8 protein-coding genes and 2 pseudogenes are annotated in these 15,902 nt (G+C 72.6%); 5 read left to right on the top strand and 5 right to left on the bottom strand.

The annotated features are described in order from the left end of the window. Positions 1-10 precede the first annotated feature (10 nt). From IE180_RS33075 to IE180_RS33065, 3 genes and pseudogenes are all read left to right on the top strand, one after another. Positions 11-5,329: pseudogene (locus IE180_RS33075) on the top strand (type I polyketide synthase); the annotation flags it as partial. Between the two features lie 24 nt (positions 5,330-5,353). Next, positions 5,354-6,124, top strand: a complete 771-nt coding sequence (locus tag IE180_RS33070) for a thioesterase II family protein (RefSeq protein ID WP_190160632.1) — start codon at positions 5,354-5,356, stop codon at positions 6,122-6,124. After that, the gene (locus IE180_RS33065) at positions 6,121-7,536 is read left to right on the top strand and encodes an FAD-dependent oxidoreductase (protein WP_373302850.1); all 1,416 of its coding nucleotides are present in this window, start codon (positions 6,121-6,123) and stop codon (positions 7,534-7,536) included. The genes IE180_RS33070 and IE180_RS33065 overlap by 4 nt, the downstream gene beginning before the upstream one ends. 193 nt (positions 7,537-7,729) lie before the next feature. On the opposite strand, the pseudogene IE180_RS36910 reads toward IE180_RS33065, so the two are convergent. Continuing rightward, positions 7,730-8,428, bottom strand: a pseudogene (locus IE180_RS36910) (IS701 family transposase); the annotation flags it as partial. A 358-nt stretch (positions 8,429-8,786) separates the two neighbouring features. After that, entirely contained in the window at positions 8,787-8,936 is a 150-nt protein-coding gene (locus IE180_RS33060; protein WP_190160631.1) for a hypothetical protein, read from the bottom strand. A gap of 128 nt (positions 8,937-9,064) precedes the next feature. Between IE180_RS33060 and IE180_RS33055 the strand changes: the two genes are divergently transcribed. Beyond that, entirely contained in the window at positions 9,065-9,313 is a 249-nt protein-coding gene (locus tag IE180_RS33055; RefSeq protein WP_190160630.1) for a hypothetical protein, read from the top strand. 286 nt (positions 9,314-9,599) lie between these two features. Further along, positions 9,600-11,234 carry a right-handed parallel beta-helix repeat-containing protein gene (locus IE180_RS33050; RefSeq protein ID WP_190160638.1) on the top strand — a complete coding sequence of 545 codons (1,635 nt, stop codon included), beginning with the start codon at positions 9,600-9,602 and terminating at the stop codon, positions 11,232-11,234. 142 nt (positions 11,235-11,376) lie between these two features. Here the strand turns inward: IE180_RS33050 and IE180_RS33045 are convergent, their stop codons facing one another. From IE180_RS33045 to IE180_RS33035, 3 genes are read right to left on the bottom strand one after another with little or no spacing between them, the layout of a single operon-like run. After that, entirely contained in the window at positions 11,377-12,813 is a 1,437-nt protein-coding gene (locus IE180_RS33045; RefSeq protein WP_190160629.1) for a UDP-glucose dehydrogenase family protein, read from the bottom strand. A gap of 49 nt (positions 12,814-12,862) precedes the next feature. Beyond that, positions 12,863-13,885 carry a UDP-glucose 4-epimerase GalE gene (galE, locus tag IE180_RS33040; protein WP_190160628.1) on the bottom strand — a complete coding sequence of 341 codons (1,023 nt, stop codon included), beginning with the start codon at positions 13,883-13,885 and terminating at the stop codon, positions 12,863-12,865. A gap of 35 nt (positions 13,886-13,920) precedes the next feature. Next, positions 13,921-15,810 (bottom strand): glycosyltransferase family 2 protein, encoded by a 1,890-nt coding sequence (locus tag IE180_RS33035; RefSeq protein WP_190160627.1) that lies wholly within the window; start codon positions 15,808-15,810, stop codon positions 13,921-13,923. Between the last annotated feature and the right edge of the window lie 92 nt (positions 15,811-15,902).

Here is a 15,902-nt window from a genome sequence, read left to right as displayed (position 1 = left end):
CGTCGCCGCGCTGCGCGCCGCCCTGACGGAGAACGAGCGTCTGCGGCAGCACAACGACAGACTCGCCGCCGCGACCGCGGAGCCCGTCGCCGTCATCGGCATGGCCTGCCGGTATCCGGGCGGCGTGACGACCCCGGAGGAGCTGTGGCGCCTGGTGGAGGAGGGCGGGGACGGCATCACGCCCTTTCCGGCCGACCGCGGCTGGGACCTCGCGGGTCTGTACGACCCGGAGCCGGGCAAGCCGGGCCGGACCAGCACCCGCGAGGGCGGCTTCCTCGACGCCGTCGCGGACTTCGACGCCGCGTTCTTCGGGATCAGCCCCCACGAGGCCCTGGGCATGGACCCCCAGCAGCGCCTGCTGCTCGAAACCTCCTGGGAGGCCTTCGAGAGCGCCGGGATCGACCCGCTGTCGGCCAAGGGCACGCGGACCGGGGTGTTCGCCGGGGTCATGTACCACGACTACGGGGCCGGCACGAGCGACGGCAGCCTGGTCACCGGCCGCGTGGCCTACACCCTGGGACTGCGGGGCCCGGCCGTCACGGTGGACACCGCCTGCTCCTCGTCCCTCGTCGCCCTGCACTGGGCCGTACGGGCCCTGCGCTCCGGCGAGGTGACGATGGCGCTGGCCGGTGGGGTCACCGTGATGACGACACCGGACACCTTCCTGCAGTTCAGCCACCAGCGGGGACTCGCCGGTGACGGCCGCTGCAAGTCGTTCGCGGCGGCGGCGGACGGCACCGGCTGGGCCGAGGGCGCGGGCCTGCTGCTCCTGGAGCGGCTGTCGGACGCCGAACGCAACGGACACCCGGTGCTCGCACTCGTCCGAGGCACGGCGATCAACCAGGACGGCGCGTCGAGCGGCCTGACGACCCCCAACGGCCCGGCACAGCAAAGCGTCATCCGCGACGCCCTGAGGAACGCCGGCCTGACCGCGGCGGACATCGATGCCGTCGAGGCCCACGGCACGGGCACCCGGCTGGGCGACCCCATCGAGGCACAGGCGCTGCTGGCGACGTACGGACAGGGCCGACGGCACGGCCGCCCCCTGTGGCTGGGGTCGCTGAAGTCGAACATCGGCCACACCCAGGCCGCCGCCGGGGTCGGCGGCATCATCAAGACGGTCCAGGCGATGCGACACGGCCGACTGCCCAGGACCCTGCACGTGGACGAGCCGACGCCCCAGGTCGACTGGACCGCCGGCTCGGTCGAACTGCTGCGGCAGGCCCGTGACTGGCCGGACACCGGAGCCCCGCGCCGCGCCGGGATCTCCTCCTTCGGCGTGAGCGGCACCAACGCCCACGTCATCCTCGAACAGGCCCCCGCCCCGCAGCACCCGGAACAAATCTCGACCCCGCAGCACCCGGAACAGGCCCCCGCCCCGCAGCGACCGGGCAGGGAACAGGATCGGCCCCTCCCGCTGCTGCTCACCGCCAAGGACCCCGCAGCCCTGCGCGGCCAGGCCCGAAAGCTGCTGGCCCATCTGGAAGCCCGGCCCGAGCTCCGTATGGCGGACGTCTGCTTCTCCCTCGTGAACGGGCGCTCCGCGTTCGAACACCGGGCCGCGACGGTCGCCGAGGACCGCGAGGCGTTCCTCCGTGCGCTGCGTGCCCTGAGCCGGGACGAGCCCGCTCCCGGGCTGGTACGAGGGCGTGCCGAGGCGGACGGCAGGACGGTGTTCGTCTTCCCCGGCCACGGACCGCAGTGGGCCGGGATGGCGGCCCGGCTGCTCGACTCCTCACCGGTGTTCGCCGAACGCGTGGACGCCTGCGCCAAGGCGTTCGCCCCGTACGTCGACTGGTCACCGCTCGACGTGCTGCGGCAGGCCGACGGCGCGCCCGCGTTCGACCGCGTCGACGTCGTCCAGCCGATGCTGTTCACCGTGGCGGTCGGCCTGGCCGCGCTCTGGCAGTCGATGGGCGTGCGGCCGGACGCGGTGGTCGGGCACTCACTGGGCGAGATCGCGGCGGCCCACGTCGCGGGCGCCCTGACCCTGGCGGACGCCGCCGGACTGGTACTGCTGCGCAGCCGCGCCACCGCCGCGGTCGCGGGCCGGGGCGGCATGCTCTCGGTCACGCGACCGGCGGAACAGCTGGAGCCCGTGCTGGCCCGGTGGGACGGTCAGTTGAGCGTCGCCGCCCTCAACGGCCCCGCGTCCACCGTCGTGTCCGGGGAGAGGGCCGCCCTCGACGCGTTCGCGGCACACTGCGAGGCCGAGGGCGTCCACACCCGGCCCGTGCCCATCGACTACGCCTCCCACTCCGCCCAGGTGGAGCCGGCCGAGGACATGATCCGGTGCGGGGCCGCGGGCGTCATTCCCCGTTCCTCGGACATCCCGCTCCACTCCACCGTGACCGGCGGCCCGCTGGACACCCGCGAGATGGACGCCGACTACTGGTACCGCAACCTCCGGCACCCGGTGCGGTTCATGGAAGCCGTCGGCAGCCTCCGTACCCCGGGCCACACGACGTTCATCGAGATCAGCCCCCATCCCGTCCTGCTGCCCGGACTGCTGGAGAGCTACGAGGCGCCGGACGGGCGCACCGGTGGAGCGGTCGCCCTGGGGACCCTGCGCAAGGGCCACGGCGGATTCGGCGACTTCCTCGCCTCCGTCGCCGAGTACGCCGTCCACGGCGGCACCGTCGACTGGCGGCCGTCCTTCGACGGCAGCGATGCACAACGCGTCGACCTGCCCACCTACGCCTTCCAACGCCGCCGCTACTGGCAGGACTTCACCGAGGGCTCCGGCGACCCCCGCCGACTCGGTCTGTGCGCCGCACAGCACCCTCTGCTCGGCGCCGCCGTCCCGCTCCCGGACTCCGACGGCTGGGTCCTCACCGGCGTACTGTCGCCGGACGTCCAGCCGTGGCTGGCCCATCACGGAGTCCACGGCGCGCTCCTGCTCCCCGGCACGGCCCTGCTCGAACTCGCCCTGCGGGCGGGCGACCAGGCCGGCTGCCGCACGGTGGAGGAGCTGACGCTCCTCGAACCGCTGGTCCTCAGGACCGGTCGCGGCGTCGCCGTCCAGGTGTCGGTCGGCGGTCCGGACGGCGACGGCCGACGACCGGTGCGCGTCCACGCACGCGCGCAGGACGCCGCCGCGCCGTGGACCCTGCACGCCGACGGCTTCCTCGGCCCCGGCGACCTCGCCCCGGCGTACGACCTGACCGCGTGGCCGCCGCCCGGCGCCGATCCGGTCGGGCTGGAGCACGCCTACGACGTCCTGCGTGACCAGGGCCACGACTACGGCCCCGTCTTCCAGGGGATGCGGGCCGCGTGGCGCCGCGGCGCCGAGATGTTCGCCGAGGTCGTCCTGCCGGAGCAGGCCCGTACCGACGCCGACCGCTTCGGCCTGCACCCGGCCCTGCTGGACGCGGCCCTGCACGCGGACCTGCTCGACGCCGGTCCTCGGGGCGGCGGCACACAACTCCCCTTCCACTGGCGCGGCGTGTCCCTCCACGCGAGCGGTGCGACGGCGCTGCGGGCACGCATCGCTCCCTCCGGACCGGACGGCGTCACCGTGGCGGTCGCCGACCGGACCGGGCGCCCGGTGCTGTCGGCGCAGTCGGTCGTGGCGCGGACGGTTCCGCAGGAGCGGATCACCGGTGTCCGGGACGTCCGGGAGACGAGCCTGCTCCACCTCGCCTGGACACCGGTCCCGGCCACCGGCGCGGCGGACGTCCGGGTGGGCGAGTGGGACGCGCTTCCCGGCGACGGCGCTGTACCGGACGTGGTGGTGCTGGAGTGCGCCCCACCGTACGGTGACGTCCCGTCCGGGGTGCGGGACCACCTGAACCGGGTGCTGGACGCGGTGCGGACGTGGCTGGCCGACGAGCGGTTCGCCTCGGCGAAGCTGGCCGTCGCGACCCGCAACGCCGTCGCCACGACCGAGGGCGAGGCCGTCGATCCCCGTCAGTCCCCGGTGTGGGGACTCGTACGGGCCGCGCAGGCGGAGAACCCCGGGCGGTTCCTGCTGCTGGACGTGGACGACGAGGCGGAGCCGACGCGGACGGTGGCCGCCGCCCTGGCAGCCCTGGCCGTGTCGGACAGCCATGAGCCGGAGTGCGCGGTACGGTCCGGGCAGGTGCTCGTACCACGGCTGACGGCCGTCGCCGCAGTGCAGGAGAGCCCACCCCTGCCCGATCCGAACGGGACCGTACTGATCACCGGCGGCACCGGTGGACTGGGCGCGCTCGTGGCGCGCCACCTCGTGACCCGGCACGGCGTCGGGCACCTGCTGTTGGCCGGCCGCCGGGGCGTGGAGGCGCCGGGCGCGGCCGGACTGCGAGCCGAACTCACCGGACTCGGGGCCCGGGTGGACATCGTCGCGTGCGACGCGGCCGATCGCTCCGCCCTGGAACGTCTGTTGGCCGCCGTCCCCGACGACCACCCGCTCACCGGCGTGGTCCACGCGGCGGGCACGGCGGACGGTGGCCTGGTGCAGGCCCTGACCTCGGAGCGGCTCGACGCCGTACTGCGGCCGAAGGCAGACGCCGCCTGGCATCTGCACGAGCTGACCTCGGGGATGCCCCTGGCGTTCTTCGCGCTGTTCTCCTCGGCGGCCGGCACGGTGCTCGGCGCGGGACAGGCGCACTACGCCGCGGCGAACGTCTTCCTCGACGCCCTCGCCGCCCACCGCCGGTCCCTGGGGCTGCCGGCCACCTCCCTGGCCTTCGGGCTGTGGGGGGTCACCACCGGCCTGACCGAGGCGCGCGAGGACAGCGAACAGTGGACCAGGGCACAGGGCCTGCCGGCCTTCGGGGCGGACGACGGGCTGGCGATGTTCGACGCGGCCCTGGCGAGCGGCCGCCCGGCCGTCGTACCGCTGCGGGTGGACGCCGCCGCGCTGCGCGCCCGCGCCGGGGGAGTCCCGGCGCTGCTGCGTGCCCTCGTGCCTCCGGCACGGCGCCGCGCGGCGGACGGCACCGTCGCGGCGGACTCCCTGCGGCAGCGGCTGACAGGCCTCCCCGATGGCGAACGCCACCGCGAACTGCTGAACCTGGTGAGAGCGCAGGCCGCCGCCGCGCTGGGACACTCGTCGCCGGACGCCATCGAACCGGACCGGGCCTTCCGGGACCTCGGGTTCGACTCGCTGGCCGCGGTGAGCCTGCGCAACCAGCTCAACTCGGTGACGGGACTGCGGCTCTCGCCGACGCTGGCCTTCGACCATCCGACGGCTTCCGCCATCACCGCGTACGTGAACACGGAGATGTTCGGCCGGGCCGCGCCGGAGAAGAGCGACGACGATCTGGCCTCGGCGACGGCGGAGGAGCTCTTCGCCATCCTCGACGGCGAGGCCGGGGGCCACGCCCCCGCACCACGGCAGCCGTAGAGCAGAGAAGGGACAGCGAACAACGTGACCCACGCGACCACCGATACCGCCCCATGGGTCCGCCGGTACCATCCGGCGCCCCAGGCCCCCGCCCGGCTGGTGTGCTTCCCGCACGCGGGAGGCTCCGCCACCTTCTACTTCCCCGTCTCGCGGGCACTGTCGCCGTCCGTGGACGTGCTGGCGATCCAGTACCCCGGTCGGCAGGACCGGCGCGCCGAACCGTGCGTCGACGACATGGGGACGCTCGCCGACCTGGTCACCGACGAGCTGGGGCCGTGGCTCGACCGGCCTGTCGCCCTCTTCGGTCACAGCATGGGCGCCACACTGGCCTACGAGGTCGCACGAAGGCTGGAAGCGGCCGGCACGACGCCGCTCGGCCTCTTCGCCTCCGGAAGGGGAGCCCCGTCGCGGCAGCGCGACGAGCGCACGCACCTGGCCACCGACGATCACCTGCTGGCCGAACTCAGAAGGCTCAGCGGCACCGAGACCCGGATGCTGGACGACGAGGAACTCGTCCGCATGATCCTGCCCGCCGTGCGTAGCGACTACCGGGCCGTGGAGACCTACCGTCACCGGCCCGGCCCGCCACTGCGGTGCCCGGTCCTCGCCCTCGTCGGCGACGCCGACCCCAAGGCGACGGTCGAGGAGGCGAGGTCATGGGCCGATCACACGACGGGACCGTTCACCCTCCGCGTCTTTCCCGGCGGGCACTTCTACCTGAACGACCAGGCCCCAGCCGTCCTGGCCGCCATCTCCTCGCACATCACTCCGAACCAAGGGGCTGAACGCACGTGAACTCCGCGCAATCGAAGGACGGTCGGGTCAGCTCGCCGGAACGACATGCGGTCGTCGTGGGCGGCAGCATCGCCGGGTTGCTCGCGGCCCATGTCCTCGCCGCACACGCCGACCGGGTCACGGTGATCGAACGCGACCGCTACCCGGAGGGGACCGGCCTGCGCCCCGGAGTTCCGCAGAGCCGCCACCCGCACGCCCTGCTCGAAGGCGGGCAACGGGCCCTGGACGCACTGCTGCCCGGCTTCACCGGCGAACTGCGCGCGGCGGGAGCGCCCCGGGTGGGGATGCCGGCCGACATCGTGCAGCACCACGCGGGCCGTTGGTGCCGGCGGACCCAGGCGTCGACGCACGTCTTCACCGGCTCGCGGCAGCAGATCGAGAACCTGGTACGGCGGCGGGTGCTCGCCGACCCGACCGTCACCACGCTGGAGTCGACGGAGGTCGTGGGGCTGATCGGCGACCCCTCGCGGGTCCGGGGCGTGCGGGTGCGCGAACGGGGCGACGGTGCCCGCGAGGAGGAACGCCTCCTGGAGGCGGACCTGGTCGTGGACGCCTCCGGACGCGGCACGAAGGCCCCGCAGTGGCTCACCGCGATCGGCGCGGACGCCCCGCACGAGGAGACCATCGACACCGGGCTCGCCTACGCCTCACGGACCTACCGCGACACCACCGGCACCCTGGACGCCGGGACGCTCGGCCTCTCCATCGTCCCGGACCCCACCCAGGTCCACGGAGCACTCGTCCTGCCCCTGGAGGACGGCAGCCATCTGGTCACCGTCTCGGGCCTGCGCGGCGACGAACCGCCCACGGACGAGCACGAGTACGTGGTGTACGCGAAGCAGCTGCCGCACCCCCTCGTGCACGACTGGATGCGCGAGGCCGAGCCGCGGTCACGGGTGTTCGGGTTCCGCAGGACCGCCAACGTACGACGACGGTACGACCTGCCCGGCCGCCGCCCCGCGGGTTTCCTGGCCGCCGGCGACGCGCTGTGCACGTTCAACCCCATCTACGGCCAGGGCGTCTCCATCGCCGCGATGACCGCCGTCGCCCTGCGCGACGCGCTCGCCGACGCACGCCGGACCCCCACGACACGCCGGGTGCAGCGCGCCCTCCTCACGGCGTCCCGGCCTGCCTGGGACATCTCGGCCGGCTCGGACAGGGCCATGCCGGGTGCCACCGGCAACGCCCTCGCCCCACGAGCCCTGGACCGCCCCGGCGCCTGGTACCTGCGCCGGGTCGTGGAGCGCGTCCCCGGCGACCCCCTGGTGGGCGACGCGTTCCGCCGCGTCCTGTCCCTGACCGCCCCGGTCAGCGCCCTGTTCGCCCCCGAGGTGGCCCGAGCCGTCTTGTTCGGCCCACCCGTCCTCACACCCGCCGAGCCCCCGATGAGCCGGGAGGATCCGGAAACCTGACGCGTGGCGTCACAGCGCCCGGATCGCATGGGTTCCGACGTCCGCGTCCGTCTTGCGGGAGCCAGGACCTGTCGGGCTTCCCCGGCGGCGCGGCGCCGGGGAAACGCCGTCACGGAGGCCTGTCGGGCGTCGGCGAGGGCGGGCACCTTGAGGCCGGGATCTGCGACGAGCAGGCCGGGTGTGGCCCTGGCCCGCGGCTGCCGGGGCGGGGGCCGGTGAGGTCGATGACGGCTCAGTCGTAGAGCGGTGGCCCTTTGCTCCGGCCCCGGCGGAGAACCCCGGCCAGGCTCGCCTCGGCAACTTCCTGGTGAGGGCGTCAGCGCGGAACCTTCCCGCCCCGGTGGCGCCTTCGTGCGAGCAGGCCGCTGCGGGACGTAGCCGGCGCCGCGTTCCTCCAGCGCGGTTCGCGGCATCGGGCTGCCGCCGTGGACTTCGTCGCTCGCGACCCAGGCAGTGCGACGGCCGGCCTCCAGGGGCCGGCCGACCACGCGGGCGGCCGGTTCCGGCTTGGTGGCGAAGGCCGTCTCCTGGTTCAGACCCGCGGCGTGGCAGCGGTCGGGCGGGACCGGCGAACCAGGAGCGCGGTATTCACAGCTCCCGAACCACGGCGGTGTGCCCGCGCTGGCCGACGTGGACCAGGTGGACGGAGACCTGGGCGTTCTCGACCCTGTCTGCGGTTCCGGTGCGCTGGACGCCGACACTGCCGGTGCCCTCTCCACGTCGCCGGTCTCGTCGATGCCAGGACCGCCCCGTCGTCACGCAGGTGCTCGACAGCGTAGTCGCGCACGTCGTCGCGGGCCTGGTCCACAGCCCACTTCGCCCGCCCGAACGGGCGCTGCACGCCGACCGGTGTCTTCCCGCCCACCCATTCGACGACGGTTCGGCAGTTCTTGCCCGACACCGTGGGCCACTTGTCCAGGAACGCCACATGATCGGCATCTTCGAAAACCGTCGCATGTGAACAGTCCGGACTCCCGGCCGGGGACGCACACACGAAGCACGGACCGTCCCGGCTCCGCTCCACATACACCTCAAGATCCATCGCCCCGCGATCCGCTGCCACCTGCCCACCTCTTCGTGAGGGTGCACGAGTCTGCCGCAGCCCTACGATCCCACCGCCGCAAAGCGGACCAACGACTCAAGACCGGGATCTGCCACTGGAGTACCAGAGCGACGTCGGAGCCCGGCAGGGCGGTGTGTGGAGTGGCCTCCCGCACGTTTGATGGCACATCAGGAAAGTCGGCATTCGGTCAGCACGCGTCCGCATGGTGTTCCTGCTTGCTGACCATCGTCCCGCGCCCGGGAGCGCGGAAGCTGAACTCGATCACCCCGATGGTGGTCGAACGCTCCCTGGACGAGATGGAGAACGACGGGGTCGACCAGGGCGACCAGGTGAACATCTTCCGGGTCCCTGAAGACCGTCCTGCGGGACGCCTACGGCAAGGGGGCGACGGCGGACGATCCGGTGAAGGGCGTCCGGGAACCCGAATGCGTGCGGGGAACGGTCTCCGTACCGTCGATCGCCTACGTGACGAAAGCACTGACGGTCGCCGACGGGGACCTGGCACTCGAGGTCGTCGTGAGGGCGGGGTGCGGCCTGCGGAACGGCGAAGCGCGGGCAGTGAACGTCCACCATGCCGTGGCGCAGGACGTGTACCGGGTGCGGGAGCGGATCCACCCGAACGCGCAGAGGCCGGCGAAGCTGAAGCACCGCAAGGTGGGGGAACGCCGGGAGACGTCCCTGCCGCGGTCGGTGCGGGAGGCAATCGAACGGTGACCCCGGGGGAGAGTCCGGTGGTGTGGTCCGGGAAGGGGCCGGATCTTGGGCGCGTCCGAGACGGGGTGGCCGACGGCGTGTGCACGGCCGCCCCGACCGGCATGGCGAAGCCGAGCCCGCACGTGACTCGGATGGCCGCACGTGCATCGACGCTCCCCATGCCCCCTTTGTGACAGTCTGCTGCTTCACATGCCTGATATGGCGCTGGAACGTCCCTCAGGGAGTGCGGGTGAACGCGGTGAAACGGTGCCGGACGACGAGGGCCGCGGTCGGAGTCTCGGCCTTGGTGCTCCTGCTGCTCACGGGGTGCGACGTGCCGGGGGTCTACCGGCCCGCCCGGCCGGCGAGCGGCGGTCCGTTCACCTTCTATGTGAGTGCGGACGGCGACGACGAGAACGACGGCATGTCGCCGGAGAAGCCCTGGAGGACCCTGGACCACGCGAACACCGTGAACTTCCGGCCCGGTGACAGGCTCCGACTCAAGGGCGGCGAACGGTTCCGCGGCACCGTCACCCTGGGGGAGGGCGAGGCGGGCAGCGCGGCGCGGCCGGTGGTGATCGAGTCGTACGGGACGGGCCGGGCCACGATCGCGCCCCGAGGCACCTCCGGCATCACCGTGCGCGACACCGCGGGCGTGGAGATCAGGAACATCGCGGTGGTCGGCGACCGCGGGGCGCTGCGCGAAGGAGTCGGGATCGCCTTCCGTGCCACCCGCCCCGGCAAGCAGAGGCTCGCCCACGTCAGGATCACGAACGTGGAGGCGCGGGGCTTCCAGAACGGGATCAGCGTAGGCACGGACGACGGCGCCGCGGCGGGCTACAGCGACGTGCGCATCAGCGACGTCTCGGTCCACCACAACCTGGAGGCAGGGCTCGTCTTCTACGGACCGGAGTTCGACGCGGACAACCCCGTCTACGCCCACTCCGGGCTGCGGATCGAGAGGGTCACGGCGTCCTCCAACAGCGGCGCCCCGAGCAGCGACAGCCGCAACACCGGAAGCGGCATCGCCCTCGGCAGCGTTCGGGACGCGAAGGTGAGGTTGTCGGTGGCCCACGACAACGGTGCGCGCTCCGCGGCGGACGCCGTGGAAGGTCCCGAGGGCATCTGGGTGTACGACTCCACGGGTGTGGTCCTGGAGAACAACCGCTCCTACCGAAACCGGACCGGATCCCGGGTGGACGGCGGCGGTTTCGGCCTGGACAACAACGTGTCCCATTCGATCATGCAGTACAACCTCGCCTACGGCAACGACGGTCCGGGATTCCTCGTCTACTCCGGACAGCCGACCGGCGCCCACCGAGACAACGTCGTCCGTTTCAACATGAGCTGGGACGACGCGCGGAAGCTTCCCGCGTACGGCGGCATCGTCGCCTACGGCACCCGAATGAAGAACGTGGACATCTACAACAACACGGTCGTGATGCGGACGAGGGGCCTCGCCTCCGCGAAGGCGGCGGGAATCCAGCCTCCGGCTCTGCGGCTGCGCGACGGCATGAGTGGTGTGAAGGTCCGCGACAACATCCTCGCCACCGACGGTGGTCCCCTGATCGACGCCGAGTCGCCGTACCTCCCCGGCACGCACCAGTTGCGGGGCAACGTCTACTACAGCATGGGCCCCTGGTCGTTGAGTTGGGGAAACCGGCGCTTCACCGACCTCGCCGACTGGCGCACCGCCTCCGGCCAGGAGCTTCTCGACGGTGAGCCGACCGGTACCGGTGACGACCCCTGTCTGCGAGCTCTGACCGTACCCGTCACCGACCCGGCCGGGGACGAGAACCTGGTGCCGCGCTGCGAGGAGGAGGCGGCCGTGAGCATGGGCCCGCAGGGGTCGGGCACCGACGCGGGCCCCGTCGACTACTTCGGACACCGGCTTCCGAGTGAGCTGCGCCCCGGTGCCGCGCAGGAGCACACCGTCCGTTGAGCCGGAGGTCGATGCCCCGGGAGCAGGCGCCCGTCGGCTCCCCTCGATCTCCCCGGCGCATTCTCGCGCGACGTCCTCGGCGACCGGACGTGCCACGACGCCGCCCCGCCCAGGGGCGGGGCGACGTCGGCGTACTGGCGGTCTAGACCTTGCCGGTCGGCAGCGCCGGGGACAGAAGGCCGGGGTGGTCCGCCTCGACGGCCGGCGACGCGATCGTGGCCCGTAGGGCCTCTCCTGCCCGAAGGACCGGCGGCCGGTCCGCCGGCGCGGGACGGCCGAGCCCCTTGACGGTCCAGCCGGCGGCCCGCCACTCGTCGTGCGGCAGCGCGTTGCGCGCGTCGACGAGGACCGACTTGCGGACCACCCGGGCCAGCTTCACCGGATCCAGCTCGCGGTACTGCCCCCACTCGGTGAGGTGCAGAACGAGCTCCGCTCCCCGGCAGGCCGTCAGGAGGTCCTCTTCGCAACGCAGTTCCGGATGGATCCGGCGCGCGTTCGCGGTGCCCTCCGGGTCGTGCACCCGAACGTCGGCGCCCTGCCGGTGCAGCGCCGCCGCCACCGCCAACGCCGGCGAGTCACGCACGTCGTCGCTGTTCGGCTTGAAGGTGGCGCCCAGGACGGTCACGCGGCGGTCGGTCAGGTCGCCCCCGGCCAGCCGACGGGCGAGCTCGACGGTCCGCGTCCGCTGCCGTTCGTTGATCGCGTCGACCTGGTCCAGGAAGGCCACCGCGGGACCGACGCCCAGCTCCTGGGCGCGGGCGGTGAACGCCCGGATGTCCTTGGGCAGGCATCCGCCGCCGAAGCCGAGGCCGGCGTTGAGGAACCGCCGGCCGATCCGGGTGTCGTGGCCGAGGGCGTCGGCCAGGGTGACCACGTCCGCGCCCGCGGCGTCGCAGACCTCGGCCATCGCGTTGATGAAGGAGATCTTGGTGGCGAGGAACGAGTTGGCCGCGACCTTCACGAGCTCGGCCGTGCTCGGATCGGTGCTGATGTACGGAACGCCCGCGTCCAGCATCGGGGCGTACAGTCGGCGCAGCGTCTCGTCCGACTCCCTGCGGACTGTGCCGACGACGATCCGGTCCGGCCGCAGGGTGTCCTCGACCGCGAAGCCCTCGCGCAGGAACTCGGGGTTCCACGCCATGTCGGCCCGTACGCCCGTCGGAACGAGTCGCGCGATGCGGTCGGCCAGGCGCGCGGTGGTACCCACCGGCACCGTCGACTTGCCGACCACCAGACACGAGGCCGGCAGGTACGGCACGAGCCCGTCGACGACCTCTTCGACGTACCGCAGGTCGGCCGCGCGGGAGCCGGCCTGCTGCGGGGTGCCGACGCAGATGAAGTGGACCTCGCCGTGCACCGCCGCTTCGCGCAGGCTGGTGCCGAAGCGCAGACGTCCGGAGGCGAGGGCGCGGGTGAGGACTTCGTCGAAGCCGGGCTCGTAGAAAGGGGGCCGGCCTTCGGTGAGGGCCGAGATCTTCTCGGCATCGACGTCGACGCCGAGGACGTCGTGTCCGATGTCCGCCATGCACGCGGCGTGCACAGCTCCGAGATAGCCCGTTCCGATGACGGTCAACCGCATGCGGTGTTCTCCTGTCTGAACGCGGGGGCGGGGTGTGCTGCGCGAGGGGTCAGGGCGCGTAGCCGTACGGGTTCTGCTGCTGGAAGGTCCAGGCGTCACGGCACATGGCGGCCAAGTCGCGCTGTGCGGTCCAGTTCCAGGCGGAGGCGGCCTTCGCGGAGTCGGCGACGAGTTCGGCGACGTCGCCCGGACGTCGCTCGGTGACGCGGTGCGGGATCGGCCGCCCCGACACCTCCTCGAAGGTGCGCACGAGCTCCAGGACGGACGCGCCGCGCCCGGTCCCCAGGTTGAAGACCCGCATGCCGAGCTCGTCGTCGATGTGGTCCAGGGCGGTGAGGTGCCCCTCGGCGACGTCGACCACGTGGACGTAGTCGCGGATCCCGGTGCCGTCCGGGGTGGGGAAGTCGGCGCCGAAGACGCTGAGTTCGTCGCGGCGTCCCACGGCGATCTGGGTGAGGAACGGCATGATGTTGTTCGGCACGCCCCTCGGGTCCTCGCCCAGGAGTCCGGTGGGGTGGGCGCCGGCCGGGTTGAAGTACCGCAGGGCGAGTACCCGCAGCTCGGGCACGTGCCGGCAGACGTCCGCGAGGATCTGCTCGCAGGTCCACTTGGTGGTGGCGTACGGGTTGGTCGGCGCCGCCGGCGACTCCTCGGTCAGCGGGACGGTCGTCGCGTCGCCGTAGATCGAGCAGGAGGACGAGAACACCAGTCGGTGCACGCCGTGCTCGTGCATGGCCGAGACCAGGGCCGTCGTGCCGCCGACGTTGATGTCGTAGTACGCGAGCGGGATCTGCACCGACTCGCCGACGGCCTTCTTCGCGGCGAAGTGGATCACCGCCTCGATCGGGTGGCTCGTGAAGACGGTGTCGAGGGCCCGCCGGTCGCGTACGTCCGCGACGTGGGCCGCCGCGATGGGGCGGCCCACGATCTTCGCGACCCGCTCGAGGACCTCGGGCGAGCTGTTGGAGTGGTCGTCCAGCACGACGACGTCGTGGCCGGCGCGGAGGAGTTCGACACAGGTGTGGCTGCCGATGAAACCGGCGCCGCCGGTGACCAGGACGGTCTGGGGCACGGGAACCTCGTTTCTCGATCGGTCGCGGTGGGCCGTCACCAGGCGTAGAAGCCGGCGAGGTAGGTGGGGAAGACGCCGACGGCGAGCGCCAGCGGGATCAGGGCGAGGAGCCCCGCGGCGAGCGGGACGGCGGCGGTGCGGAAGGCCCGGTGCCGCGGGACGCCGGCGGCGCGCGCCGTCTCCCCGATGTGCAGGGAGCAGACCGCGAGGGTCACCGCCGCGTACGAGAGGGCGCCCAGGATGCAGAGGAACACGTAGCCGAAGGCAGGGCCGGTGAACTGGCCGACGACGGCGGTGCAGGACAGGAACAGCGTGATCACCAGGTACGGCGCCACGGCGCGCAGCGGCAGCGGTTCGAGGCCGTCGCGCTTCTTCGGCGTGACCTTGAAGGTGACCGGGCGGGGCCGCAGCTTCTGCATGAGTGCCGCCCCCACGCCCCAGGCCACGTACGGCCAGCGGGCCAGGCCGAAGAGCCAGATCTCCCAGCTGATCACGGGCGAGTCCTTCGGGCGCAGCAGCCCGGCCCGGCGGCACAGCAGCGTGAGCAGCATCAGCCAGACGGACATGGTCCAGAAGCGGGCCAGGAACTCGAAGTAGTTGACGTTGATCCACGGAACGCCGGTGACCGCCGCGATCGGCGGCAGCATGATGCCGATCACCGTGGTCAGGGCGAGCAGCGGGTAGTACAGCAGCGCGCAGGAGAAGCGGATCCGCAGTTTTCCGGGCATCCGGCTCAGGTGACGCGGCAGCATCCCGAAGAACATCACCGCCAGGCTGCGTGACCACTGGAACTCCTGGGTGATCATCGCGCCGAAGGTGATCGGGCCGTCCCCGTGGGCCTCGGCGTCGATCGCGAACGCGCCCTGCCAGCCCGCCGAATTGAGCAGGAACGACGTCGAGAAGTCCTCGGCGAGTTCGGGACCGAGGCCACCGATGTCCCGCAGCGCCTCGGTGCGGACGGCGTAGTGGGAGCCGATGCACAGCGGGGCGAGGCCGGCGGAGTAGCCGAGCTGTACGGGGCCGTGGAAGAGCGCCTCGCGCTGCAGGCGGCCGCGCGCCGCCCATGACTGGTCGGCGTTGGCGTCGCAGACGCTCGGGGCGGCGACGTATCCGATGGCGGGGTCGGCGAAGGGCCGGACGACCTCGGCGAGGTAGCGCGGGTGCGGCACGTGGTCGCAGTCGAGCTGGGCGACGACGTCGTAGTGTTCGTAGCCCCAGTGGTCGTAGAAGAAGGCGAGGTTGCCCTCCTTGCACCGGGTCCGCCGCGGCCAGGTGGCCCTGTGGTAGTCCGCGCGGCCACGGCGGCAGGAGACGTTGACGCCGTGGGCCAGGCACCAGTCGATGATCTCGTCGGTGGGGTCCTCGTCGCACAGCCACACGTCATAGGCGTGCGGATAGTCCTGGCCGAGCATCGCCTCCAAGGTCGTCCGGGCGATGTCCCAGTGCTCGGACGGGGCGCGGGTCACGACGAACGCGGTACGCAGCCGCGGCACCTCGACCGCCGGATCGAAGCGCCGCATCCGGATCAGCGCGACGAGGAAGTGCACCGGCAGGTAGGCCAGGTAGAGCAGCAGTGCGCTGTTCACCACCAGACCGGTCCAGCCGACGCGATGGGACGGCTCGAGCCACCACACCCAGAACCACACCAGGCAGGCCGCCCAGCCGAGGGACAGTACGGCGACCAGGAAGCGGTGGGAGCGCGAGAACGCCCGGACGAAGCTGGACGGGCGGGTGGCGAGCCCGCGTGCCGGGCGCGCCAGGACGGGACCGTCCGGGCCGATGGAGGCCACCATGCCGTTCGACAGGGCGTGGATCTCCGCCCCCAGCGCCTCCCACTCCGCCGGCGAGCCGGGAGCCGGCGAGGGGAGCGGGGGTTCCTGGGTGATGCCGGTCCCGTGGGCGGGACCTTGCTCCAAGGACGTCATGGCAGCAGGTTCTCCAGGCGGTGCGACAGGGTGAGAGGCCCGAGGAAGCAGGCTCGACGGACTCCGGGCCGCGGCAGGACCGCCGCGGCGCG

Source organism: Streptomyces litmocidini (assembly GCF_014649755.1).
Classification (GTDB): domain Bacteria; phylum Actinomycetota; class Actinomycetes; order Streptomycetales; family Streptomycetaceae; genus Streptomyces; species Streptomyces litmocidini.
This window is presented reverse-complemented; position numbering and strand designations above follow the sequence as displayed.